Annotated in this window: 31 protein-coding genes and 1 tRNA gene; 11 read left to right on the plus strand and 21 right to left on the minus strand. The window is 32.6% G+C overall.

Annotated elements, in window-relative coordinates; translation table 11 throughout:
- Window positions 1-138 precede the first annotated feature (138 nt).
- The 4 genes from rpoN (at window position 139) to G9H65_RS09400 (ending at window position 3,104) form a co-directional block, all read left to right on the plus strand.
- Window positions 139-1,578: an RNA polymerase factor sigma-54 gene (gene rpoN / locus G9H65_RS09385; RefSeq protein WP_166375081.1), complete on the plus strand. Its 1,440-nt coding sequence runs from the start codon at window positions 139-141 to the stop codon at window positions 1,576-1,578.
- A gap of 142 nt (window positions 1,579-1,720) precedes the next feature.
- The gene (locus G9H65_RS09390; RefSeq protein ID WP_166375082.1) at window positions 1,721-2,086 is read left to right on the plus strand and encodes a four helix bundle protein; all 366 of its coding nucleotides are present in this window, start codon (window positions 1,721-1,723) and stop codon (window positions 2,084-2,086) included.
- 79 nt (window positions 2,087-2,165) lie between these two features.
- Entirely contained in the window at window positions 2,166-2,945 is a 780-nt protein-coding gene (locus G9H65_RS09395) for an enoyl-CoA hydratase/isomerase family protein (RefSeq protein ID WP_166375083.1), read from the plus strand.
- An 85-nt stretch (window positions 2,946-3,030) separates the two neighbouring features.
- Window positions 3,031-3,104 (plus strand) — tRNA-Arg (locus G9H65_RS09400).
- A gap of 107 nt (window positions 3,105-3,211) precedes the next feature.
- On the opposite strand, the gene G9H65_RS09405 is transcribed toward G9H65_RS09400, so the two are convergent.
- Window positions 3,212-4,405: a nucleotidyltransferase family protein gene (locus G9H65_RS09405; protein ID WP_166375084.1), complete on the minus strand. Its 1,194-nt coding sequence runs from the start codon at window positions 4,403-4,405 to the stop codon at window positions 3,212-3,214.
- The gene (locus G9H65_RS09410; RefSeq protein ID WP_166375085.1) at window positions 4,405-6,168 is read right to left on the minus strand and encodes an ABC transporter ATP-binding protein; all 1,764 of its coding nucleotides are present in this window, start codon (window positions 6,166-6,168) and stop codon (window positions 4,405-4,407) included. Before G9H65_RS09410 ends, G9H65_RS09405 begins: the two co-directional genes overlap by 1 nt.
- A gap of 126 nt (window positions 6,169-6,294) precedes the next feature.
- On the opposite strand from G9H65_RS09410, the gene G9H65_RS09415 reads away from it, so the two are divergent.
- From G9H65_RS09415 to G9H65_RS09430, 4 genes are read left to right on the plus strand one after another with little or no spacing between them, the layout of a single operon-like run.
- The gene (locus G9H65_RS09415) at window positions 6,295-7,212 is read left to right on the plus strand and encodes a hypothetical protein (protein WP_166375086.1); all 918 of its coding nucleotides are present in this window, start codon (window positions 6,295-6,297) and stop codon (window positions 7,210-7,212) included.
- A complete protein-coding gene (locus G9H65_RS09420; RefSeq protein WP_166375087.1) occupies window positions 7,202-8,053 on the plus strand; it encodes a sulfotransferase domain-containing protein in 852 nt (283 codons plus the stop codon). Before G9H65_RS09415 ends, G9H65_RS09420 begins: the two co-directional genes overlap by 11 nt.
- A gap of 14 nt (window positions 8,054-8,067) precedes the next feature.
- The gene (locus tag G9H65_RS09425) at window positions 8,068-8,340 is read left to right on the plus strand and encodes a PqqD family protein (protein WP_166375088.1); all 273 of its coding nucleotides are present in this window, start codon (window positions 8,068-8,070) and stop codon (window positions 8,338-8,340) included.
- On the plus strand, window positions 8,333-8,758 hold the full coding sequence (locus tag G9H65_RS09430; RefSeq protein ID WP_262887531.1) for a lasso peptide biosynthesis B2 protein: 426 nt from the start codon (window positions 8,333-8,335) through the stop codon (window positions 8,756-8,758). The genes G9H65_RS09425 and G9H65_RS09430 overlap by 8 nt, the downstream gene beginning before the upstream one ends.
- A 51-nt stretch (window positions 8,759-8,809) precedes the next feature.
- Here the strand turns inward: G9H65_RS09430 and G9H65_RS09435 are convergent, their stop codons facing one another.
- The 19 genes from G9H65_RS09435 to cysC form a co-directional block, all read right to left on the minus strand.
- Window positions 8,810-8,962: a hypothetical protein gene (locus tag G9H65_RS09435; protein WP_166375090.1), complete on the minus strand. Its 153-nt coding sequence runs from the start codon at window positions 8,960-8,962 to the stop codon at window positions 8,810-8,812.
- Window positions 8,963-9,029: 67 nt separating this feature from the next.
- Window positions 9,030-9,494 (minus strand): SET domain-containing protein, encoded by a 465-nt coding sequence (locus G9H65_RS13515; protein WP_166375091.1) that lies wholly within the window; start codon window positions 9,492-9,494, stop codon window positions 9,030-9,032.
- Window positions 9,495-9,563: 69 nt separating this feature from the next.
- Window positions 9,564-11,447: an asparagine synthase-related protein gene (locus G9H65_RS09445; protein ID WP_166375092.1), complete on the minus strand. Its 1,884-nt coding sequence runs from the start codon at window positions 11,445-11,447 to the stop codon at window positions 9,564-9,566.
- A 214-nt stretch (window positions 11,448-11,661) separates the two neighbouring features.
- The gene (locus tag G9H65_RS09450; protein ID WP_166375093.1) at window positions 11,662-11,826 is read right to left on the minus strand and encodes a hypothetical protein; all 165 of its coding nucleotides are present in this window, start codon (window positions 11,824-11,826) and stop codon (window positions 11,662-11,664) included.
- Window positions 11,827-12,100: 274 nt separating this feature from the next.
- Window positions 12,101-12,277, minus strand: coding sequence for a hypothetical protein (locus tag G9H65_RS09455; protein WP_166375094.1), 177 nt, complete (start codon window positions 12,275-12,277; stop codon window positions 12,101-12,103).
- A 150-nt stretch (window positions 12,278-12,427) separates the two neighbouring features.
- A complete protein-coding gene (locus G9H65_RS09460) occupies window positions 12,428-12,598 on the minus strand; it encodes a hypothetical protein (RefSeq protein WP_166375095.1) in 171 nt (56 codons plus the stop codon).
- Window positions 12,599-12,974: 376 nt separating this feature from the next.
- Window positions 12,975-13,142, minus strand: coding sequence for a hypothetical protein (locus G9H65_RS09465; protein WP_166375096.1), 168 nt, complete (start codon window positions 13,140-13,142; stop codon window positions 12,975-12,977).
- Between the two features lie 447 nt (window positions 13,143-13,589).
- Window positions 13,590-13,742, minus strand: a complete 153-nt coding sequence (locus G9H65_RS09470; RefSeq protein WP_166375097.1) for a hypothetical protein — start codon at window positions 13,740-13,742, stop codon at window positions 13,590-13,592.
- 81 nt (window positions 13,743-13,823) lie between these two features.
- Entirely contained in the window at window positions 13,824-13,982 is a 159-nt protein-coding gene (locus tag G9H65_RS09475; RefSeq protein ID WP_166375098.1) for a hypothetical protein, read from the minus strand.
- Between the two features lie 99 nt (window positions 13,983-14,081).
- Window positions 14,082-14,237, minus strand: a complete 156-nt coding sequence (locus G9H65_RS09480; RefSeq protein WP_166375099.1) for a hypothetical protein — start codon at window positions 14,235-14,237, stop codon at window positions 14,082-14,084.
- Window positions 14,238-14,813: 576 nt separating this feature from the next.
- Entirely contained in the window at window positions 14,814-14,942 is a 129-nt protein-coding gene (locus tag G9H65_RS13470; RefSeq protein WP_262887532.1) for a hypothetical protein, read from the minus strand.
- 84 nt (window positions 14,943-15,026) lie between these two features.
- A complete protein-coding gene (locus G9H65_RS09485) occupies window positions 15,027-15,179 on the minus strand; it encodes a hypothetical protein (protein WP_166375100.1) in 153 nt (50 codons plus the stop codon).
- Between the two features lie 79 nt (window positions 15,180-15,258).
- Window positions 15,259-15,411 carry a hypothetical protein gene (locus G9H65_RS09490; RefSeq protein ID WP_166375101.1) on the minus strand — a complete coding sequence of 51 codons (153 nt, stop codon included), beginning with the start codon at window positions 15,409-15,411 and terminating at the stop codon, window positions 15,259-15,261.
- Window positions 15,412-15,495: 84 nt separating this feature from the next.
- On the minus strand, window positions 15,496-15,648 hold the full coding sequence (locus G9H65_RS09495) for a hypothetical protein (RefSeq protein ID WP_166375102.1): 153 nt from the start codon (window positions 15,646-15,648) through the stop codon (window positions 15,496-15,498).
- Between the two features lie 85 nt (window positions 15,649-15,733).
- Entirely contained in the window at window positions 15,734-15,889 is a 156-nt protein-coding gene (locus G9H65_RS09500; protein ID WP_166375103.1) for a hypothetical protein, read from the minus strand.
- A 435-nt stretch (window positions 15,890-16,324) separates the two neighbouring features.
- Window positions 16,325-16,501, minus strand: a complete 177-nt coding sequence (locus G9H65_RS09505; protein WP_166375104.1) for a hypothetical protein — start codon at window positions 16,499-16,501, stop codon at window positions 16,325-16,327.
- Window positions 16,502-16,591: 90 nt separating this feature from the next.
- Window positions 16,592-16,735, minus strand: a complete 144-nt coding sequence (locus G9H65_RS13550) for an adenylyl-sulfate kinase (RefSeq protein ID WP_166375105.1) — start codon at window positions 16,733-16,735, stop codon at window positions 16,592-16,594.
- 277 nt (window positions 16,736-17,012) lie between these two features.
- Window positions 17,013-17,168: a hypothetical protein gene (locus G9H65_RS09515; RefSeq protein WP_166375106.1), complete on the minus strand. Its 156-nt coding sequence runs from the start codon at window positions 17,166-17,168 to the stop codon at window positions 17,013-17,015.
- A gap of 62 nt (window positions 17,169-17,230) precedes the next feature.
- The gene (gene cysC, locus G9H65_RS09520; protein WP_262887533.1) at window positions 17,231-17,803 is read right to left on the minus strand and encodes an adenylyl-sulfate kinase; all 573 of its coding nucleotides are present in this window, start codon (window positions 17,801-17,803) and stop codon (window positions 17,231-17,233) included.
- Window positions 17,804-17,973: 170 nt separating this feature from the next.
- Here cysC and G9H65_RS09525 point away from each other — a divergent pair, with 170 nt between their 5' ends.
- From G9H65_RS09525 to G9H65_RS09535, 3 genes are all read left to right on the plus strand, one after another.
- Entirely contained in the window at window positions 17,974-18,837 is an 864-nt protein-coding gene (locus G9H65_RS09525; protein WP_166375108.1) for a bestrophin family protein, read from the plus strand.
- A 445-nt stretch (window positions 18,838-19,282) separates the two neighbouring features.
- Window positions 19,283-20,479 carry a helix-turn-helix domain-containing protein gene (locus G9H65_RS09530; protein ID WP_166375109.1) on the plus strand — a complete coding sequence of 399 codons (1,197 nt, stop codon included), beginning with the start codon at window positions 19,283-19,285 and terminating at the stop codon, window positions 20,477-20,479.
- Window positions 20,480-21,000: 521 nt separating this feature from the next.
- Entirely contained in the window at window positions 21,001-21,183 is a 183-nt protein-coding gene (locus tag G9H65_RS09535; protein WP_166375110.1) for a hypothetical protein, read from the plus strand.
- Window positions 21,184-21,510 lie beyond the last annotated feature (327 nt).

Genomic DNA, 21,510 nt, shown 5'->3' on the forward strand with positions numbered 1-21,510 from the left:
TCAAATGGCCCCCAATTGGGGCAAACTAGTCTCAAAATTACGTACAAAAAACGGAATAATTTTATTTATTTATGAATTACAAGTATTTTTAAAAACAGGCCATCAAATCGGCGTATATTTGTTTAATAGATTATAGATATGCAGGGATTATCACTCAAAATTTCTCAGCAACAACGGCTTTCTCCACAACAAATTCAGTTTGTTAAATTACTTCAAATACCTACTGCAGAATTGGCAGCTAGGATTGAGGAGGAATTGGAGGAGAATCCCGCTTTGGAAGAAGGTGTAGAAATTCGAGATTCGGATGAATTCGATGAAAAGGAAAGAGAGACTGTCGAGGACTTAGAGCGGGAGGAATTGGAGATCGGTGATTATCTACAAGATGATTATGCGGGCTATAAAATGGCTGGTGATTCATATGATTCCCATGAGGAGTCTAAGGAAAGACCGATGGCCACTGTGGCTAGTGCAGAGGAATATTTGTTGATGCAAATTGGTTTTGTGTTAAAAGATGAGCGAGAAGAAATGATTGCCCATCAATTGATAGGTTCCCTGGAGGAGGATGGTTATTTGAGAAGGAATATTGAAAGTATTGTCAATGATTTAGCTTTCACCCAAGGATTTAATACGGATTTTGTAGAGGTTGAAAATGTATTGAAAAAAATTCAGGCATTAGATCCAGCAGGGATAGGGGCGAGAGATTTGCAAGAATGTTTATCCATTCAATTGCATCGCCGAGAGTCAGATCACCCAACTTGTTTATTGGCTATTCGCTTGATTGATGAGTACTTTGACGAGTTTTCAAAAAAGCATTTTGTTCAGTTGCAGCAAAAATTAGGTATTGATGAAAGTGAATTAAAAAAGGCCATTAACCTAATCAAACGATTAAACCCTAAACCTGGGGGGGCAGAAGGAGGGAATTTAGCGCCTTATTTACAACCTGATTTCGTAGTGACTAATCAACATGGGAAATTGGATATTAAGTTGAATGGAAAAAATGCCCCTGAACTACGCGTTAGTAAATCATTTCAGGAGATGTTACAAACCTATGATCAAGGAAATAAACAGCAAAAAGAGATTAAAGAGGCTGTCACCTTTATCAAACACAAATTAGATGCTGCTTCCTGGTTTATTCAAGCCATTCAACAGCGACAAGGGACATTGCTGAAAACGATGCATAGTATTGTGGCTCAACAATACGATTTCTTTCTGACGGGAGATGATTCAAGTTTAAAGCCGATGAAGATGAAGGAAATAGCAGCATTGATCGAGATGGATGTTTCTACGGTTTCTAGGGTTGTTTCTGCGAAATCGGTACAAACAGATTTTGGTATATACCCTTTAAAATATTTCTTTTCCGAAGGAATTACTCATGAATCTGGGGAGGATGTTTCTACCAGAGAAGTGAAAAATATATTGAGGGATATCATTGAACAAGAACCAGCACATGAGCCTTATCCAGATGAAACCTTAGAGTTGCTTTTAGCTGAGAAGGGTTTTGTGGTCAAACGCCGTACCGTTGCTAAATACCGAGAGCAACTGGGTATACCGGTAGCGAGACTTAGGAAAAAATTATAATTTAATGGTGAATGGTAAGTGGTAAATTGTAAATGTAAAGGATATTTATCGATGGAGGATTTAATCATTTATTTGATAATTTGACTGAAAGCATTTAGATTGTATTGTTTCAAATGTAGATTTGGTAATTAAAATTTATCATTTGAAACATAAGAATGTCATAAAATCAAAATCGTTTTTTTTCGCAATTCAGATTTGGCATTTGTATCATTATCTTGTTTATGAGAAAAAAGAATTTGTTCTTTCAAAGCAAATTTTACGAAGCGGAACAGCAGTTGGAGCAATTATTAGAGAAGCAGAACATGCCGAATCTAAATTAGATTTTAAACACAAAATGTCAATTGCTCAAAAGGAAATAAATGAAACTATATATTGGTTGGAATTATTAAACGAAATTAGTTACATAGAGGATGTTCGTTTTGTTAAATTAATGTCAGATAGTGATGAAATCTTAAGAATAATTTCAAAAATCATAATAACAGTAAAACATAACTTATCGATTAAGTAGCAAAGAATTTACCATTCACAATTTACCGTTCACAGTTTACCATTTACAATTTACCATTCACAATTTATAATTCATTCCCATGTCTTCCTACCACTTTCTCAGCCTTAGTCAATTGAATGGAGTTTGGACAATCCATTTAAAACGTCCAGAAGTGTACAATGCATTAAATGCAGGTTTGATACATGAGATCAGGGATGTAGCCGAAAAAGCCAAGGCTTCCGAATCTGCTCGGGTTTTGGTGATAACAGGTGAGGGGAAGGCATTTTGTTCTGGGGCTGATTTAAAATCGGGAACCAGTGATTCAGATTTAGGAGCGGTATTACGGTCGACATATAATCCGATGATTTTGGCATTACGAGGATTGGATAAGCCGGTCATTGGGGCAATCAATGGTCCTGCAGCTGGAGCGGGATGTTCTTTGGCATTAGCTTGTGACTACATCATAGCGAAGGAAGGAGCATATTTTGCGGAGTTATTTGTGCAGATTGGTTTGACTTTAGATGCGGGGAGTACAGCCTTTTTAATGCAGTCATTAGGTTATCATAAAGCATTTGAGTTGGCAGCAACGGCAAAAAAAATCTCTGCAGAAGAAGCCAAAGTATGGGGATTAGTGGCAGAAGTGGTTTCAGAAGAAAATTGGGAGAATCGTGTCCAAGCAATTGGTGAAGAATTTGCTCAACGGCCAACCTTGGCATTAGCGCTGATAAAAAGAGAATTGCAAAGGGCTCATCATCAGGATTTAGCCACTGTTTTAGAAATGGAAGCAGAAGCACAGCGACATGCCGGGTATTCCAAAGATTTCCAAGAAGGTGTTACTTCATTTCTTGAAAAACGTGCTCCCAAATTTGTAGGTAAGTGAAAAATGGAATAAAATTGATTTTTTTTCGACAAGGTCTTTTCATATTCCCAAAGAAATTCTACCTTTGCAGTCCCGAATGGGAATTGGTTGCGTAGCTCAATTGGATAGAGCATCTCACTACGGATGAGAAGGTTTGGGGTTCGAATCCCTACGCGACCACACTAACTAAATATATAAGCCTGTAAATCATTGATTTACAGGCTATTTTGATTTTAGGGTAACCTAGGATTTTAAGGTATTAAAGTTTCTTCATTCTAAAGAAAATCTTATTCTTTTATAATTAATCGTTTTATTAACAAAAAACTAGATTTTAAAAAACCTTTGAATGAATAAGTATTTGGATAATGATCCATTCGTTTTAATGATTTAAAATATTTTAGATAGACTATTATATGTTTGATATAAGCGAAATCTTTATCTTGAAATTGGGTTGTTAAATATAAATGTCTTAACGTTAGAGCTCTATTCTTACCCCAGTAGGAGGCTTTTTCCCATTCTTTAACGATTAAATCAATTTTAGAGCAATCAAAGTTATCCAAGTAATTATCTAAAATGGAAGGTAATTTGTAATCTAAATAAGATTTCAAGATTGATAAAGCATTTTTGAATGCTGCTGTTAATCTAAAATCATCAACTTGTAATATAATTAATTCCCAATTGATTTTTTTATCATATTGATACATGAATGCATGAAAGTCTTGAATGTGCCTTAGTCTAAACCAAGATTCTTTTCCTCCATGGTGTGCTAATAACATCCAAAATAAGCCTTCTGAATTAAGCTGTTGAGTTTCAATGCCGTTAAATTTCAATTTTTCGGTTAAATCAAATACTCGATTTATTAATGGTTTTTTTTCTTGATACTTTTGATAAAAAAAGTGCTGAAATAAATCCCAATGAAAATCTAGATTTATGATTCCTTTTTGTAAATGAATTTCATTGTGTAAACTTTGATAGACAATTAACTCTTTTAAATCTTCAGGAAGATTATGAAGATGGCTAAGATTAGGTGAATTGATTCTGTAACCATCTTGAAGTAAAATTTCTAATCCTTGGATAAGATGTTTTTTTTCAATTAGTACATCTAAATCTGAGGTAGTTCGTACTTGTTTGTTTTGATAAATCCCTTGAATCAAAATATTTCCCTTTAATACCAATAAGGGAATCTGATGTTCGGAAAATAGTTTTAAAAGTCGAGTTGTCTCCGCGGCATATTGCAAATTTTTAACTACTTGCTGAGCCATAAATGATTTCACCTCAGTTCGGATGCTCTCAGCCATGAATTTTTCCTTCCTTTCATAGGAAAATAAAAGCGCTTGAATTCCGTGATAACGATATAATTTTGATAATCTATCCGTATTGTAGGGTAAATTAGGAAAAATAGGGGCGAATCCTTCCTGTTCAAACTGATTTGTGATTGCTTGGATAAGTATGTCTAATTCGGGGGAAAACTCTTTTTTCATCACACCATTTGTTGATCATATAATTGTTTAAATAGACCATTTTTGTTTTTCAACTCATCAAAGCTTCCCTTTTCTACAATTTTGCCTTCATCCATGACATAGATATAATCACCTAATTTTAGGTTGTAAAGTCGGTGTGTAATAATAATGGTCGCTCTATTTGCTGCTAATTGTTTAAAATTTTGAAAAATGGTTGCTTCCGAGATGGCATCTAATGCACTGGTTGGTTCATCTAATACGACAAGATGACTAGGACGATAAAATGCCCTGGCAATAGCTAATTTTTGCCATTGACCTCCGCTAATCTGATGTCCACCTTCAAAAATTTTGCCTAATCTGGTATTATAGGATTGAGGAAGTTGTTGAATGAATTCTTCTGCGTCCGCTAATCGTGCAGCTTGTTGGACAGCCTCCATGTTAATTGGCTGATCTAAATTGCCCATGGCAATAATTTCTTTGATTTGTAAAAAGTACTTTTCAAAATCTTGAAAGACAAATAGGCTGTTTTGCTTAAAATGGTCAGCATTTAATTCCTGATAGCGATGTCCATTCCAAGTGATTTCACCTTGACTTGGACTATATAAACCAGCTAATAGTTTGATTAAAGTCGTTTTTCCTGCGCCATTCATCCCCACGATGGCAATTGTTTGACCAATTTGACAAGTCAAATTAATCTGTTCTAATGTATTTTGTGTTGATCCTGGATATTGAAAATCGACATGCTTGATTTCTAAGCCTTTACCTTCCACATCCATGGAAATATTGCCATGAATGGGTTTTTCTCTATCTAATGCCAGAAACAGGTTAAAATCTTGAATAAATCTACGTTGTTGAAATAATTGAAGTAAGGAGTTTAATAGGGATTTTAATGTGCTTTGAATTCGCTGAATACCTTGAATATAGACAATGAATAAACTGATACCAATCGATTGAGCGAAAGCCATTTGAGCTAATCCGTATAGAATATAAAACAAGATGGTCAATTCAAGTAGTTCTGTCAAAAAACCTAGACTAATTAACTTTTGTTGAAGAAGGTTCTTTTTAAAGAAAATGAATGCTTTAATCTCCTTTAAACGGTTTAGAATATACGTTCCAAAATTGAGTGTACGTAATTCTTTAGCATAGGCACTGCCAGTCAACAAATGGATTAAATAAAAAGACTCTCTTTCTTTACTAACTAGTAGTTTGTCAAGACGATGTAGTGCAAATCCTGAATACCATTTAATGATGCTTAGTGGAGCAGCAACAAATAATATTAACCAGGCATATGTTTTAATTAGTGTAAAGAAATAGACCATTAGTATAGTAAAAGTCAACAATTGCGTCAAAAATGACTTGAAGTTTTGGTAAATCAAAGGCAGATTTTGTTGTGATTGTTGCTGCGCTATATGTAAGGAGTCTTGATATTGGGCTTCTTCGTAATACGTATAGGGTATTGCGATTGCCTTGTTTAAAATTTTATAGACGATTTCATTCGTTATTTTTTGTTCTTGAATAAATGAAATATAGTTATCTACGTTAATTAATAATGATTGAAAAATTTGTAAACTAATTAGTATCGCAATCCATGTAATAACAGAGTTGATATTCGTCTGAGAGAGGTGGTTAAATTGATCAAATATATTTTTAGTTACAAATAAGAGTGCCGTTGGAATCAAAGCTAAAATCACAGCTATTAGAAGCTGGAATAGTGTATTCTTCTTATTTAATCCAAATAAGAGTTTATAAATCAGTACGAAATCTCGAATGATGCTGAATTTCAATGTTGAACGGATTTGTTTGTATTTACAAAGCTATCCTATGTCGTTGATTTATCTCTAATCAGGATAGATATTCATTCATATATTTGATATTATCATTAGTTTTGTAAAATAAATTTAACCTATTCCATGTATAAATACGTTGCATTGGGAATGCAAATTCAATCTGAAATTGAAATTCCAGGCTTATTTCCTTTTGACTTCCAAGAAAGTGGGGGTACGGTCATGGTCAAAATGGGTACTGTACCAGAGACACTTCAAAATGAAATATTAGAAGTAAAGCCTTTTTCTTTCTTCAACGAGCGTGAGTTTATATATCATATTCCAGATGCAGCAAAATTTTATATTACGAATGGGGATAAAATACTAATAGAGCCATTAACGGATAATTTGGATGAAGTGTTTTTTTATCTATACACTGGTGTATTGGCTACTGTATTATTTCAAAAAAATATACTTCCTTTTCATGTTTCAGGTGTAGTTCTTAAAAACAACACAGTTTTGCTTTTTGCAGGACACCAGAGAGCAGGGAAGTCTTCTACTTCTATCATGCTTCAAAATAGAGGATATTTGCCATTTACAGATGATACGGCTGTATTACAAGTTAAAAATGGACTTTGTTATGCAACTTCCTCATACCCGATTATTCGGGCAATGGAACGAACTTTAGAGAAGCAATCGGTCTATTCAGATGACGAAATAACGCCGAAAATTAAAGAAGGCTTTAAGTTTGGAATAAATTTTCATAAAAAGTTTACTCCTGAGCAGTTACCCGTTAGTGGTATCGTTTTTTTAAGTGAAGATGGGGATGAGGTAGAGATTTCGCCAATGAAATCAACAGAAGCCATAAAATGGTTAAAGTTTAATATTTATAGAAAACAGTGGGTCAATGGAATGAAAAAAGAACTTCTTGAATTTCAGACGATTTCACAAATTGCTCAGAGTAAATTACATTTTTTTTCAGTTAAGCGCCCTTGGGAATCCGATAGTTTTGAGATTTTAGCGCAAGCCATAGAAGATCAAGTCATTCATCAAATTGGAAAATAAAAAGAATATAGTTTGGCTTGCTTCTTATCCTAAATCTGGGAATACTTGGTTTAGGAGCTTTATTTCAGCTCTTAGAAATAAAGGTGAAGTTGATATCAATGCTATTTCTACTGAAGGGATATTTTCTCAAAAAAGAGGGTTAGAAGAATGTTTGGATTTGGATGCAGATGAAATACCTGTGTCTAAAATGGATCAATTTAAACGCATATCTTTTGAGCACCAATCAAATACTTCTGCCATGAAGTGTTTTGTGAAAATCCATGATTTGTATTCCATGTCAAAAATTGACCATCAACCTATTGTACCACAAGAGTCAACATTGGCAGCTATCTACTTTGTGAGAAATCCGCTGGATGTAACTATTTCAATGGCAAATCATAATGGACAAACATTGGATGAGGCCATTGCCAAAGTAGTGTGTAATGAACATGCACATTTGGTTCATTCAGAAAAACATGCGCAAGATCAGTTTCAGCAATATTTAGGCACATGGAATATGCATGTGGAAAGTTGGAAAAATGTCTCAGCTTTTCCCGTAATTTTTATTCGATATGAAGACATGAAAATGAATCCCCAAGACTCATTTTCACAAGTTTTGAAACAGATTGAATATGAGGCAACTGAAGAAGAAATACAATTAGCTTTAGAAGCTTCCCAATTTGAAAAATTGAAAAATCAAGAAGTTGAGTTTGGATTTAGAGAAAAACCAAAAGCCTGTAAGTCATTTTTTAATAAAGGAGAGGTTGGTCAATGGAAAGAGCATTTAAATCAAGTACAAATCAATAAAATAAGACAATTTAACGAACCCATGATGCGAGAATTCGGATATTGGGAAGAATAATAAAAATGGAAAATATGACATACGTTTTTAATGAAGAAAGAGTATTATTAACCCAATTAGGAGAAGAAGGAGTTTTATATGATATTCAATCCAATGAATATTTTACGTTAAATGAAACCTTGTTTTATATCGTAGATGGGATTAAAAAAGGACTAACTTTGGTAGAAATTGGCGAAATATTAATGAGCAAATACGATATCGATGAGAATTTGTGTTATCAAGAAATAGCCAAAGCTATCCAACAATTGGTAGAAAAAAATATCCTCTTAGAACAAAATAATGCTTAGGGTTCTTAGTCTTTTTTTTAAATTAAGTTTTCGTAACCAGAGTCTTATTTTGGGGACCATCTTCCTATCTGTTTATTGTTACTTTTTATTTAAAATAAAGCCGACCTGGATTAGATTTGGCCGAATACACCAAGTTAAATTGGAATCGGAAAAAATTGATTGGGGACTAGTTAAGGATATTCGGGAGTCAATTCGGTTAGTAAGTAAAAGATTACCTCTTCATTTAGTTTGTCGCCATGAAGCTTACATGGCTAAAATATGGTTGAATTATTATAAAATCCCCTACAAGATTTATATTGGATTCAAATATGGGGATGATAAAAGCATTATAGGACATGCTTGGACAGAGGTGCAAGGCAGACAAATTACGGGGTTTTGTGATCCCAAGGATTATGTGATTCAGGCTATATATACTTGAAATAGGAGTTTAGAGATTGAACATTGATTTCAATAATAAATCAATGATTCATTAGTAACCCAACATATGATCAGAATCAAGTAAGAATTTAAGTGGATTCAAATTGATTATTTCTTCGGTATTCCACTTTTCTAATTTAGGACTTTCCCATTTTTTGAGATCGGGAGAATTCGTGTCATCATTCAATAATACTTTCTTCTTCATTTTTCAATTGTTAGAGCTACATGGGGAAATGAAAGAATAATTTATCTCACTTCTATATAATGTGTATTTATTTGTATTTCAATGGACTTATTTTTTTCATTAGATTTCTGTAAAGCCAATAGTTTTCTCCATAAGAAACAAAAATTTCTTCATTAGCGGGGATATCATCTCTTGCAATAATGGTTATAGTTTCTAGGCGAAAATCAAGCTTTTGTATCGTGTTGGGTTTATTAGCATGGTTGTACAATGAACCATTCCCCAATGCTAAATAAACTTTGTTACCATGTGTATTACATACTTCGCACGTGCAACTTTGATTAGCCCAAATGTAATCTAACATAGTAGGTTCCGATAAATAGAATGAGCGCCATTTTAAGGCCAATAGTCTGGCTTCTTCGATTAACTCCCCTTGTTTGATTAGGTCATTTGAAAAAACACCAAATCCATGAATTGAAGATTGACTTAATCGAAGTTTAGGTGATATACCTGCTATATCATATTTAGGTTCAGAAATTTCACAAGGATTTAACACGGTTAATATTTTTTAATTGATTAATAAATATACAAAAAATGAACTTTCTTTATTCAATACAAAAATCACCTAAACAAATTTGTTTGGGTGGGATTGGATAAATAGCGCACAACTTATTGACCTTGTTAGATAAATGGAGTTATTGTATGCATTTTTGTTTCTAGGATCTTTAATGATGCTAGCAAGGCTATCTTTCATTTTTTGAATATCCAGATAATAGGTAATCGCCTTATTTTGATCGAAAGACTCTAATAATTGTTCAAACTCTTTTGCTTCATTAGCGATTCTAAGCGAAAGATCAGTAGCCTGTCTACCTTTCTTTTTTTGGTGAATTAAATCATCTAACAATCTACCTTTCATGGCTGTTTTTATTAACCACTTTGGTGTGTCATATCGGTAATAGTATTCGTTGGGAACAGATAGGCAAAATTCTACTAAATTTTTATCGGCACTCGGATCAAAGGTTTTGATATCAAAATAGTAGGAAAGGTCATGCCATACGGCTCCAATTTTACTGAATTGAGGATTAATAAATTGAATTTGTTTTTTTTCATTTGGAACTAATTGACGAAAATAGGGATCATGGCCAGATTCCAACATCCTTTTTTCTAAATCAATATCTTCAGCAAATTTGGAGTTTATGTGAGAATAAGAATCCCAAATTTTGGATTGATCAATACCTATGTATTTTTTAAATTTTTGGGACATGAGCCTAATGTAAGAGGATATTGTCAACTTTTCATTGCTATCAAAGCCAATAAGTTGTTTGATTTTTTCTTTGACGGAATTTTTTTCTGTATAACCCGTCCAAGAAATAGTTGAGTTTCCAAATTGACCTATCAACATGGTGTCAATTCCCTCTTTTCCGGCATTTCGATAAATTTCATAGATCCAAAATAGATTTCCTGCTGCATGCAATGGGCTATGATGCAGATCAATCATCTCTTTGAGATTTTGAACAATGGAAACCTGCTCACTCCGAATTAATTGTAAATCTACATTACCTAAAAATTGAGCAGTTGGTATGGTTAGGTATGATTCATTGGTGGCAGTTAGTGGAGTAAATAAATCAGAAGTATCCTCTTTTGGAATGGATGTAAATGCTGTTAAAGACTTTCCTTCTTTTTTTAAGATTTCAGATGCTACCGTGGTGATGGTACTGGAATCAAATCCTGAACTTAATTGGCTTCCGATTTTATTTGCTCCTTGTATTCTATTTCTTACCGACTGTTCCAATTTTGCATTAAAGCGAGCTACATATTCCATTTCAGTATTCAACTGTAGCACAGGAGTATTTTCAGCTATCCAATATCGTTTGAGCTCAGTTTTGCCATTACTAATTTTTAAGTAATGCGCAGGAAGTAAAAAATGAATGTCTTCAAAGGCTGTTTCATCATTTAATCTATCCCAAACTGTCAAAATGCCAGCTAAATAGCTTTCATTAATTTGTAGATGGCTTTTGTCAAAATCAAGAAGTCCTTTAAGTAAAGAAGAGAAAGCTAAATAATCATGTCCTTTTCTATAATAGATCGTACCAATTCCAAATGGATCTCTGGCAAGGAATAATTCTTTAGAATTACTATTCCAAATCACTAAAGTCCATTCACCGTCAATTTTTTTTACAAAATCATCACCTAGCAATAAATATAATTTTAGGAGAAGTATGTTGTTCGGAATAGACTCATCTATTTTCATTGACAAAAGGGCAAATAAGTCCTTTCGGTTGTCAATTCGACCAGTGGAAATAAGCTGGCAGTTATTTTCTGAGTATAGTAATTCTTGAGCTTGAAATTCAGTATGGAGAGATCTGGTTTGTACACCAATGTGACAACCATGGCCTATTGAATCTGATTTTAGGCTAGGGGCAAATTCGCTTAAGGAATTTTGGATAATGGGAAATAGATCAGAATTAGTATCTGGGTCAAATGATACTAAACCGTACAAAATATTCATTGTGGAAATCGGTTATGGATAAAAAATATCATGTATGTGTTTGCATGATTCAATACTTGTATCTAGGCATATTTATAAACAATTTACAAGTATTTAATACTACTAAATTGTTGCTATTTAATATAATTGAGTACAGATTTGATGTTCTTATGAATGAAACTAATACTATTTACCTCGATTCAAATGGAGCTAATGGGGGATAAAACTCCCTTTTTTATTGATTATATGTTTTTACGCCACCGTCTACACCAACACCATATTTTAATCCCAAATTGACATATTCCCAAATGATGATTTGAGGTTCTATCCAATTCTTTTTATCATAGGATAATGGAGAGTCTATTTTATTTGACTGTAGGGTAGCATGTACATTTTCCATTTTGTATTAGATTTATTGGAATTTTGGTCAAACTTCTTTAAGCTATATTTCTAAATTTTGATTTTTTTTTTGCATGACTTAATTGTCATCTTCAAGACCTATTGGGTCAAATTCCATATTTATTAATTCCAAACACTGAAAATCAGTAAAAATCAAATTTCTTTATTGGTGGAAAGGAATAGACTTTATTTAAATTTTCAGAATAATGGTTGAGTTATTTTTTTTAATATTAGGTAGTTTGGAGGTGAAATTTTAGTATTTCCCAAGAATAGAATTAACCATTATTTAGATATGATTGAGCTCCGGCATCTACAAATTTTCCAGCTGCATTTTCTATTTGATCGGTAAGCCAACTAACTAATTGAGGACTAATCCAAATTTTTCGATTATCAGTTAAGTTTAAATGGTCTAAATAATTCACTCGGGATTCATTTAGCTTGTTTTTCATCATGACTTTCATTGGTTTAGAAATAAGTTATATAAAAACTATGAATTAATATCAGCAAATTATGATAAATAAGTCTGTCTTTTTACCCTTGCTTAGGAAAAACAACTATATCAAATGAGAAGTAAACCTCCTTGCTGTCTTAATAGTCTAATTTTAGACATCTCCATAAGTTTTAGCACCACCATCGGCTCCTACACCTTTAGCATTTTCTAATTGATCTGTAATCCAATGAACCAGCTGAGGACTAATCCAAATTTTTCGATTTTCTGTTGAAATAAATGTATCTAAATTATTTGTTTGGGATTCATTGAAGTTGTTTTTCATGATTATATTCGATTTAGGAATTAGGCTTTTTGTAAATTTGATTTTAAATCATTTACATTTTTAATGTGTGTTAGTCTGTAGTTTTTTTAATTACAAATCTAATATTTAGTCAACTTAGGATTTTACTCCAACAATCTCCAAGTAATCCAAAGGAATTTTTTAAATGGCCTCTTTCTCATGTTTAGAGAAGGGGCTCTTTGCAATTCTTTTATGTAATATTATATGATTTCACGCCACCGTCTGCACCAGCACCAAATGTTAAGCCCAAATTGACATTTTCCCAAATGATGATTTGAGGTTCTATCTAATTCTTTCCCTTACTAAATTAAGGTCTTACTATATTTCAAATTAGTTCTGAATAAGTTGGGGTAATATATTAAACAACATATGCTTGTCCAGAACCATCTCCAGCTTTCCCTCCAAAAAGCTCGATGTTTTCAGTAGTCCATATTTGTATTTCTGGCTTTATCCAATCTTTTTTAACATCATAATATTCCAAGTTGTCAATTTTTTTTTGAGATAATTCGTTATAGTTGTCTTTCATAATGTAGTTAATGAATTAGTTAATTTGAATTTAAAATTATTGATTGAATACTTGAATTAATTAATACCTTAAACTGATTGTTTTTTTTTTCTAAAATCCAATTATTTGCAAGTGAAATATATTGAATTATACATGTTTAATAGGGTATTCATTCTTTAAGGTGATTAAATAATTGATTGTTTCTTTCTTTTTTGAAATATTTGTTATTTACATCCATGCTTAATTTAAATAAAGAGATAGTAACTCCTGCCATCTGAACTATACTCTCTTGCAAGTTCAATTTTATCAGCACTCCAATCAGGTATTTTAAGAGAGACTTAATTTCTTTTTTCTAAAATCTTATTCGATTTCTATCTATTTATAATCAATACTTTAATTATATTGTTTACAAGTTCTACATCAGTTTGAAATCAACCTTATTTTACATTTATGAAATAAATTGGGAATTTAGTTATATCCCTTAGATCCACCGTCGGCTCCTACACCTCCTAGAGCGTTTTTTATCATATCATTTTCCCAATTTGATATTTCTGGGGATACCCAATTCCTTTTTTCTGGAGTTTCATTTAATTTTTCTGTTTTTGATTTCTGTGTATCCATGATTCTGAATTTCTCTAAATATTATAATAATTTTATCACAGTTTGATAACCTTATTTTATGTTTTGATTGATCTTTGGGATTTAGGTAGCATATGCCTTAGATCCACCATCTGCTCCTATACCTCCAGCATTTTCTAAGTTATCGTTTTCCCAATTTTTAATTTCTGGTGAAATCCAAGCTCTTTTTTGCATTGGCTCATTTGTTTTTTCTACTGTTGAATCATACTTGCTCTTTTTCATGAAGTAAGATTATTATTTGAAATTATATTTTCAGAAATTTTTGGTTTATTTTTTTTAAAAGAAATAGTCAAATACTTTTTCAGGTTTCTAGTTTGACTATTATGCATAACTAGCGTGCAAACCTCCATCTACACCTTTACCCCCAGCGAGTTCTATATTAACAGATTCCCAAGCTTTTAGATTAGGACTTATCCAATTTTTTTTAACAGTTTCATTTGTATTTTCTAAAGGAATTTTTTGATCGTTCTTATTCATGATTTTATTTTTAATAGGGGAGAATGATTATAGAAAATGTAATTTTCTAGTATTTGTAGCTTGATGTGATTTTAATAGATGATATTTCAAATTTAATATACTTTTCAATTAACTGTTATTTATAGGAAGAAAAGACATGCACTAACACCCCCAGCGAGTTCTATATTGTCAGATTCTCAATGAACCATTAATAGAACTTACCCAATTTCTTTTTTCAGAGTGTTTGTTAGAAGTATCTTCACCATGGCTTGTAGATCCCAATGTTTTATTTTTGAAGTGTTTTTAATGATTGAGGAACGATGCTTTTAAACGAAAAGTAATAGTAGTTAGTAATGAAATTCCTATTCAGAATTCTTTTTATGACTTTTAGCTTTAAATAATTTTCTCCAAATAAATATTGTTTTCATTTTCCCAATTTGATATTTCTGGGGATACCCAATTCCTTTTTTCTGGAGTTTCAATCAATTTTTCTGTTTTTGATTTCTATTTATTCAAAACCCTGAATTTTTACCAATAGTATAATACTTTTATCACAGTTTGATAACCTTATTTTATGTTTTGATTGATCTTTGGGATTTAGGTAGCATATGCCTTAGATCCACCATCTGCTCCTATACCTCCAGCATTTTCTAAGTTATCGTTTTCCCAATTTCTTTTTTCTGGAGTTTCATTCAATTTTTCTGTTTCTGATTTTTGTGTATTCATAACCCTGAATTTTTCTAAATTTTGCACTACTTATATGATTGTTTGAACTCAACCTTATTTTATGTTTTGATTGATCTTTGGGATTTAAGCAACATATGCCTTAGTACCTCCATCTGCTCCTATACCTCCAGCAAATTCTATGTTATCATTTTCCCAATTTGATATTTCCGGTGAAACCCAATTTCTTTTTTCTGGAGATTCATTTATTTTTTCTGTTTTTGATTTCTGTGTATCCATGATTCTGTTTTTTCAAATTTTGCAAGACTTTTTTGACAGATTGATAACCTTTTTTACGTTTTTGAATGATATTGGGAATTTAATCACCATATGCCTTAGTACCCCCATCAGCTCCCACACCTATTGCATTTTCTAAGTTTTCATTTTCCCAGTTTATAATTTCTGGAGAAACCCAATTCTTTTTAACTAAATTATCATTTAACTTTTCTGATTTCATCTCCTGAGGATTCATGGCTATAATTTTTATATAGATTTAATTGTTGAATAAATATTTGAATCCAACATGATCTTACATTTTTTGAAAGATGTATTGAAATTAACCAACATATGCCTTGCTTCCACCATCGGCTCCTAGTCCACCTCCATTTTCTATGTTATTATTTTCCCAGTTTGTAATTTCTGGAGAAACCCAATTCTTTTTATCTAAATTATTATATAATTTTTCTGATTTCAACTCTTGTGTATTCATACCATTTTTTTATTTATATGTGTAAATCGTTGAATAAAAATTTGAATCCTACATGTTCTTACATTTTTTGAAGGATGTTTTGAAATTAACTCACATATGCCTTGCTTCCACCATCAGCTCCCAAGCCAACAGAATTTTCTATGTTTTCATTTTCCCAAAATGCTATTTTGGGTGAAACCCAATTCTTTTTTTCATGTGTCACATTTGAATTACCTAAGTTGTCATTTTGAGTATCTTTCATGGAATTAAAGAGATTTAAAGGATAGATATGTATGATTAACGTCAGGAATTTACTAAAATAATTGGTCATTGTTAACCTGATTGAAAATTAAATTAGATGATTCTACAATGGATAAATATGAGGTATTAATGGTCACTTCGACTAATTTACAATGAATAGTTATCCCTTGTAAATTACTATATAGTAGATTTTTCACTGTTTGTTGTAAACTATTTGAATGATTTTTTCGCTGTCCTTCTTTTGATTTTACTATTTATAAAATACAATTTTTTGGAAATATGTATAAGTGATTTATTAAGTAAAATATGATGACAATATTGACACTTTAATTGCTCCTCTATTACAAATATTTAACCCTCTTAAAAATTATCAACCAACGAAAAGCTTACATTTCTTGATAATCTCTTTACTAAGGGTATGAGTGATAAATTATATTTATAAATAAGTCTGTGCTCCTCCATCAGCGCCCGCACCTCCAGTATTTTCTATGTTTTCATTTTCCCAATTAACTATTTCTGGTGAAATCCAAGTTCTTTTTTCACTGAAATTCGCAATAGAATCTACAACAAGAGAAGGAGATTCCGTCAGTCTGTTTTTGGGAGTATTAGTCATGATTTAGAATTTTATAGGTTGTACTAATTATCCTGAAATTAATAAAATGCATGTATTTTCCAAATTTCCCAATCGACTCTTTTACCGAATCTAATCTTCTATCAATGACAAAATGAGTATGTTGGGGTCATCAAAATGGGAATCGATCCCCTTGAAATTTTTAATTTGTTTTTCTTTTACTTGTTGATACAAACCCAAATGAACTCTTTCTATACAAACTTTAATTGGGGTCAATAAAGACTTACATTTGATGGTCTTTAAAAATTTGGCGAGAAATTTGCCTCATGGCTTACATTGGTGTAATCATAGCTACAATATTTCAATGTCAAATAATGGTAGTTCATTCTATTTGACTTTATGTATCATAAGTAGTTGTAATATACTTCTTTCTATTTTCAAAATTCCCTTATTTATTGTTTACTAAGCTCCTATTTAAATATAGCTAAGGCTATTTGGGTATTAGTTCAAAAGGTCAATAATAAGTAGTTAACAGTTAAACTGTAGGGTATATTTATGCATTATAAGTTTTGGCTACACCATCTGGACCTGCTCCTGGTCCGTTTTCTATAAGGGTAGCATTCCAACTTTCTAATTCCGGTGAAACCCAATTCTTTTTTTCTTGTGTCAACTTTGAATTAACTAAGGTGACATTTTGAGATTCTTTCATAGTATTTTAAAAGGTCTAATGGATCGATATGTAAAATTAACATTAAAAAGTTACTAAAATTATCAGTTTTCAATAACCTGATTGAAAATTAATTTAGCGGATTCTTCAATAGAAAAATAGGCTGTTTCAATACTTAAATGAGCATGCTGGGGTATTTCAAAAGGGGAATCTATCCCGGTGAAATTCTTAATTTGCTTTTCTTTTACTTGTTGATATAAGCCCTTAGGATCTCTTTCCATACAAACTTCAATGGGGGTGTCTATAAAGACTTCCACGTATTGATTTTGTAATATCTGGCGCGAGTTTTTTCTCATTTCTTCCATAGGAGTAATCATCGCCACAATGACACAATAGCCCTCTTCCAGGAATAATTTGGCAATTTCAGCTGCCCGTCGGATATTTTCAAAACGATCCGCTTCCGTAAAACCCAAATTGGAATTAATTCCTTTTCTTAAGATGTCACCATCTAAAACAAGGCATTTTAGGCCTTTGGAAATGAACAATTCCTTTAGTTCTAAGGAAATGCTACTTTTCCCAGCACCCGACAATCCTAGTAGCCAAATACATTTATTCATACGTTTTTCAATACTCCTGAATCTTTGTTTAGGTGAAATAAAGCAAATTAAATTATTCATGCATCATTCAATATAGGGTTTTAGGGTATTTTTTTTTCGTATTTTCATTTTGCCAAATAGTAGTAGGTCAAATGCTTGAACGAATTAGCTAACGCTATTGGATATACTATTTCGTTTAGTCTACATTTGAGTTTTATTTGCTGACTTTTATTTTATTAATTTCCCATTCCATGGTACAATACAACACAAAAGACTGGATCATTTTTATATTCAGATTTCATAAATCTGATACCTTCAGGCAGCTATTGCCTTTGATGATTTTTATTGGAATCTATTGTGCCATCATTCGATTTTTGGAAATCGAGTATTGGAAACTAGGTGAGGAAAGCTTGGTGAGGAATGTTTCGCTGATGCACGGGATGTTGGGTTTCGTTATTTCCTTGTTATTGGCCTATCGAACCAATACTGCTTACGATCGCTGGTGGGAGGGAAGGAAATTGTGGGGGGCATTGGTCAATAACTCAAGAAATTTGGCTATGAAATTGTCCGTCATGTTGGAGCATGAGTCCGACAAGCATTTTTTTCAGAAAGTGATTCCTGCCTATGCTTCCATTCTGTCCAAGCATTTGAGCAATGAAGAATCTGCGCTTGTATTGTTTGAAGGTCTGGATTTACATATTGATCATCAAAAACATAAGCCTAATCAAGTCGCTAAAATGTTGTTTAGCAAAGTGAATGATTTATACCAAAGTAAAAAACTGACCGGCGATCAACTGATCGTGATAAATAGTGAATTACAGTCTTTTACAGATATTTGTGGTGCTTGCGAACGAATCAAAAACACCCCAATTCCTTATTCCTATAGTGCCTTTATCAAGAAGTTTATTTTCTTCTACATCATGACGCTACCCTTCGGTTATGTATTTAGCTTGGGCTATTTAGCTATTCCTGTTGTGGTATTTACATTTTATGTCTTAGCCAGTTTAGAGTTGATTGCGGAAGAAATTGAAGATCCGTTTGGACTTGATGCCAATGATTTACCCACAGCTAAAATGGCAGCGAATATCAAAAAACAAGTGGAAGATTTAATGTAACTGATTCAATTGTAAAGCTTTACAAATTCTAACGAAATAATTGCTTAGGTCCACTATTTCAGAATAATATTTTGTTAAAGTATATTTAACATCAATAATACATCGACATTGTAGGGTAAACCTTTATTTTGTTTGTGTAAAAATTTATGTAAATCGAATATTATTGACAAAAATCACCCTTTAAAATTAGTCTAAGAAAGAATTGTCAACTAATTTCGAGCACTATTTAAATTGGTAATTTGAATTGGGGTATTTTACTCCGTGTTCTTTATAAGGTTGAAAATGATTCTCCTGATGGTGGAATCTGACTATATCGAATGAGGTGCCAATTTCTCCTGTTGTTCTAGCAAATTTTTTTGAAATAAATTAGATGATTTTTCATCATCAGTAAGCTGCTTATACCAAGTGGGATATCATTGATGTTAAAAAATAATAGCCCTAAAATTTGAATCACGCTATGGATGGCATGTTGATCTTCTTGGTCTTATTTAAACTTGTGGTTTCCCTAGTTTTAGCGGTCTTCAATTTTAGAGTCAATCGTAATACCATTTACTTGTCTGGGGTTCTGGTGGTTATCGCACTTTTCGGTTTGCTTCATTACAGTCTTTTTGCCAGTGATTCTCCCACTATGCTAGTTTTTATGGGTATTTACAGTATACCCACTTACTATTTAGTGGGCCCTTTTTTATATTTCTATTTCCGAAGTACCCTATTGGATAACTCCAAAATCTACCGCAGCGATTATTTGCATTATTTACCCTTTCTAATTGCTTTAATCAACGTTTTTCCAAGTTTTTTACATCCTTGGAAAGAAACTTTGGAACTGGCTAATCAGATTTTGGCAGATCCCAATTATCTTAAAACACTGAATTTAGGTTGGATTTATCCAAGTACTTTCAATATGATTGGTCGGCCTATCTTTATGTTAATTTACATTGGATTGATTTTCAAAATGTACCGAGAGCATAGTAATGAACTTTACCGAAATGCGCTTCCGGACAGTCACCGCATATTAATGAAGAAGTGGTTAATCCTACTTCTTATCGTTGTGACCTTTGCTGCTTTAAGTTATTTGGCGGGAGCTTTAGTATTCATGAACACGCCTCATGTTCCTAAGCAAACGGTGATGCATTCGCCGCTTACGTTGATTGTTATGATTTCCTTTTTGATGATACCATTACTCATTGTGATTTTTCCACAGGTATTGTATGGTATCCCGATTGTCAAAAAGAAGCGAAAATCATTTGACCATTTTTTAAATGCATCTGAAATTTATAAATACGTGAATAAGTCGGACGATCCACTTAGAGAAGACGCCCTACGGATTTTAGATAGCATTCATGAAGAGAAATGGTATTTAGATCCAGAATTTAATGTGGATATTTTAGCTTCTAAATTAGACCTTCCTAAGCACCACATTTACTATTGCTTCAACTACATCATTAAATCGAAGTTTACCACCTTACGAAGTCAACTCAGGATTGAGTATGCCAAAAACTTATTGAAGTCGGAGGAGGAATTGGATATCGAATTAATCGCCCTGCAATCAGGTTATAGTTCTGTACAGAGCTTTAACCGTGCATTTGTGGAAGATGAGGGGCTTAATGTATTCGAGTATATCAATAAAATAAAAAGGAAATAGTGTCAGGCTTTTTATATTCTTAGTTTGAAATTTGTATTTCAAATGTTTGATGCTATACCTCCTAATTTGTAATGGATAAAGATGTGAAAAATTCATAGGACTTACATTTTTTACTTCTTGAACACATCAGAATTTGGATTACCATGCATCAATAAGTTCCGAGAGACAAACCACTAGTAAATTCCTTATTTGGCTCATCGTCATCGGCATGTCCTATGTTGGATTTGCCCAAGAAACCAATCCTTTGTATCAACATTCCATTGGTTACAAACACTACCTTATGCCAAGTGGTCTCTTTTCGGATGAAAATTGAGCGTTCGGATCTAGTTGAAGCATTTGCTGGTCCCATCGAAAATGATCCCAATAAACTAAACTGTATTGGGCGTACGCTATTTACCTACATATCTACAAGAACGTGACTTTCCATTAACCCCCTACATTTTTGTAGGATTTGGCTACGCTTTGAGTGAAATAAGGTATGTCAATCGTAAAATGAATGTTCCTAGCGTAAAAATAAGCTGGTGGGATGCAGTGCTGGGGTAGTTTTGGACTTGTATTTGACAGAAAGGATTTCATGGAATGCTGAAGCTTCTCGGATGAATTTGTTTAGTACACAAGAAAAAGGCCCCAATTTGGATGGGATATCCCTTAGTTTTGGAATCAATGATTCCTTTGGCGATATGGATAAATACTCCCTAAAATGAAGAAAATAGGCTTAAAAGCATCGGAAATAGAAAACCTGACGAAAGTCATATTTTTTTTCGAAAGCTCAAAAATTGAACTATTCAAGCTGTTCTTCTCCTATTTCAATGACATGATAAAGCCCATTTGGGAGGAATGAATGCAGATGTTGTATGTCATTTGCTCGATAATTTGTAAAGCAAAATATACTTTAGGCTATTTTTTATTGATTTAAAGGCGTGTTTTAGCAGTCTTTGTAAAGCAAAATTCATCTGAGAGCTATTTTTGTTTAATTGGCGACTCCCATAATAGAAATTTCAAGGTTGATATGTCATATAATTTAACTCGTT

The organism is Aquirufa ecclesiirivi, from assembly GCF_011250515.1.
Lineage (GTDB): Bacteria > Bacteroidota > Bacteroidia > Cytophagales > Spirosomataceae > Aquirufa > Aquirufa ecclesiirivi.

Bases quoted from the DNA above. Each gene is read 5' to 3' on its own strand.
- G9H65_RS13470 (WP_262887532.1), bottom strand. From the start codon at position 14,942: ATGAATACACAAAAATCAGAAACAGAAAAATTGAATGAAACTCCAGAA.
- G9H65_RS09515 (WP_166375106.1), bottom strand. From the start codon at position 17,168: ATGAAAGAATCTCAAAATGTCACCTTAGTTAATTCAAAGTTGACACAA.
- G9H65_RS09470 (WP_166375097.1), bottom strand. From the start codon at position 13,742: ATGGATACACAGAAATCAAAAACAGAAAAATTAAATGAAACTCCAGAA.
- G9H65_RS09475 (WP_166375098.1), bottom strand. From the start codon at position 13,982: ATGAAAAAGAGCAAGTATGATTCAACAGTAGAAAAAACAAATGAGCCA.
- G9H65_RS09490 (WP_166375101.1), bottom strand. From the start codon at position 15,411: ATGAATCCTCAGGAGATGAAATCAGAAAAGTTAAATGATAATTTAGTT.
- G9H65_RS09465 (WP_166375096.1), bottom strand. From the start codon at position 13,142: ATGAAAGACAACTATAACGAATTATCTCAAAAAAAAATTGACAACTTG.
- G9H65_RS09430 (WP_262887531.1), top strand. From the start codon at position 8,333: ATGCTTAGGGTTCTTAGTCTTTTTTTTAAATTAAGTTTTCGTAACCAG.
- cysC (WP_262887533.1), bottom strand. From the start codon at position 17,803: ATGAATAATTTAATTTGCTTTATTTCACCTAAACAAAGATTCAGGAGT.
- G9H65_RS09405 (WP_166375084.1), bottom strand. From the start codon at position 4,405: ATGAAAAAAGAGTTTTCCCCCGAATTAGACATACTTATCCAAGCAATC.
- G9H65_RS09500 (WP_166375103.1), bottom strand. From the start codon at position 15,889: ATGAAAGATACTCAAAATGACAACTTAGGTAATTCAAATGTGACACAT.
- G9H65_RS09485 (WP_166375100.1), bottom strand. From the start codon at position 15,179: ATGGATACACAGAAATCAAAAACAGAAAAAATAAATGAATCTCCAGAA.
- G9H65_RS09525 (WP_166375108.1), top strand. From the start codon at position 17,974: ATGGTACAATACAACACAAAAGACTGGATCATTTTTATATTCAGATTT.
- G9H65_RS09450 (WP_166375093.1), bottom strand. From the start codon at position 11,826: ATGGAAAATGTACATGCTACCCTACAGTCAAATAAAATAGACTCTCCA.
- G9H65_RS09415 (WP_166375086.1), top strand. From the start codon at position 6,295: ATGTATAAATACGTTGCATTGGGAATGCAAATTCAATCTGAAATTGAA.
- G9H65_RS09480 (WP_166375099.1), bottom strand. From the start codon at position 14,237: ATGAATAAGAACGATCAAAAAATTCCTTTAGAAAATACAAATGAAACT.
- G9H65_RS09455 (WP_166375094.1), bottom strand. From the start codon at position 12,277: ATGATGAAAAACAAGCTAAATGAATCCCGAGTGAATTATTTAGACCAT.
- G9H65_RS09435 (WP_166375090.1), bottom strand. From the start codon at position 8,962: ATGAAGAAGAAAGTATTATTGAATGATGACACGAATTCTCCCGATCTC.
- rpoN (WP_166375081.1), top strand. From the start codon at position 139: ATGCAGGGATTATCACTCAAAATTTCTCAGCAACAACGGCTTTCTCCA.
- G9H65_RS09425 (WP_166375088.1), top strand. From the start codon at position 8,068: ATGACATACGTTTTTAATGAAGAAAGAGTATTATTAACCCAATTAGGA.
- G9H65_RS09460 (WP_166375095.1), bottom strand. From the start codon at position 12,598: ATGAAAAACAACTTCAATGAATCCCAAACAAATAATTTAGATACATTT.
- G9H65_RS09505 (WP_166375104.1), bottom strand. From the start codon at position 16,501: ATGACTAATACTCCCAAAAACAGACTGACGGAATCTCCTTCTCTTGTT.
- G9H65_RS09395 (WP_166375083.1), top strand. From the start codon at position 2,166: ATGTCTTCCTACCACTTTCTCAGCCTTAGTCAATTGAATGGAGTTTGG.
- G9H65_RS09495 (WP_166375102.1), bottom strand. From the start codon at position 15,648: ATGAATACACAAGAGTTGAAATCAGAAAAATTATATAATAATTTAGAT.
- G9H65_RS09445 (WP_166375092.1), bottom strand. From the start codon at position 11,447: ATGAATATTTTGTACGGTTTAGTATCATTTGACCCAGATACTAATTCT.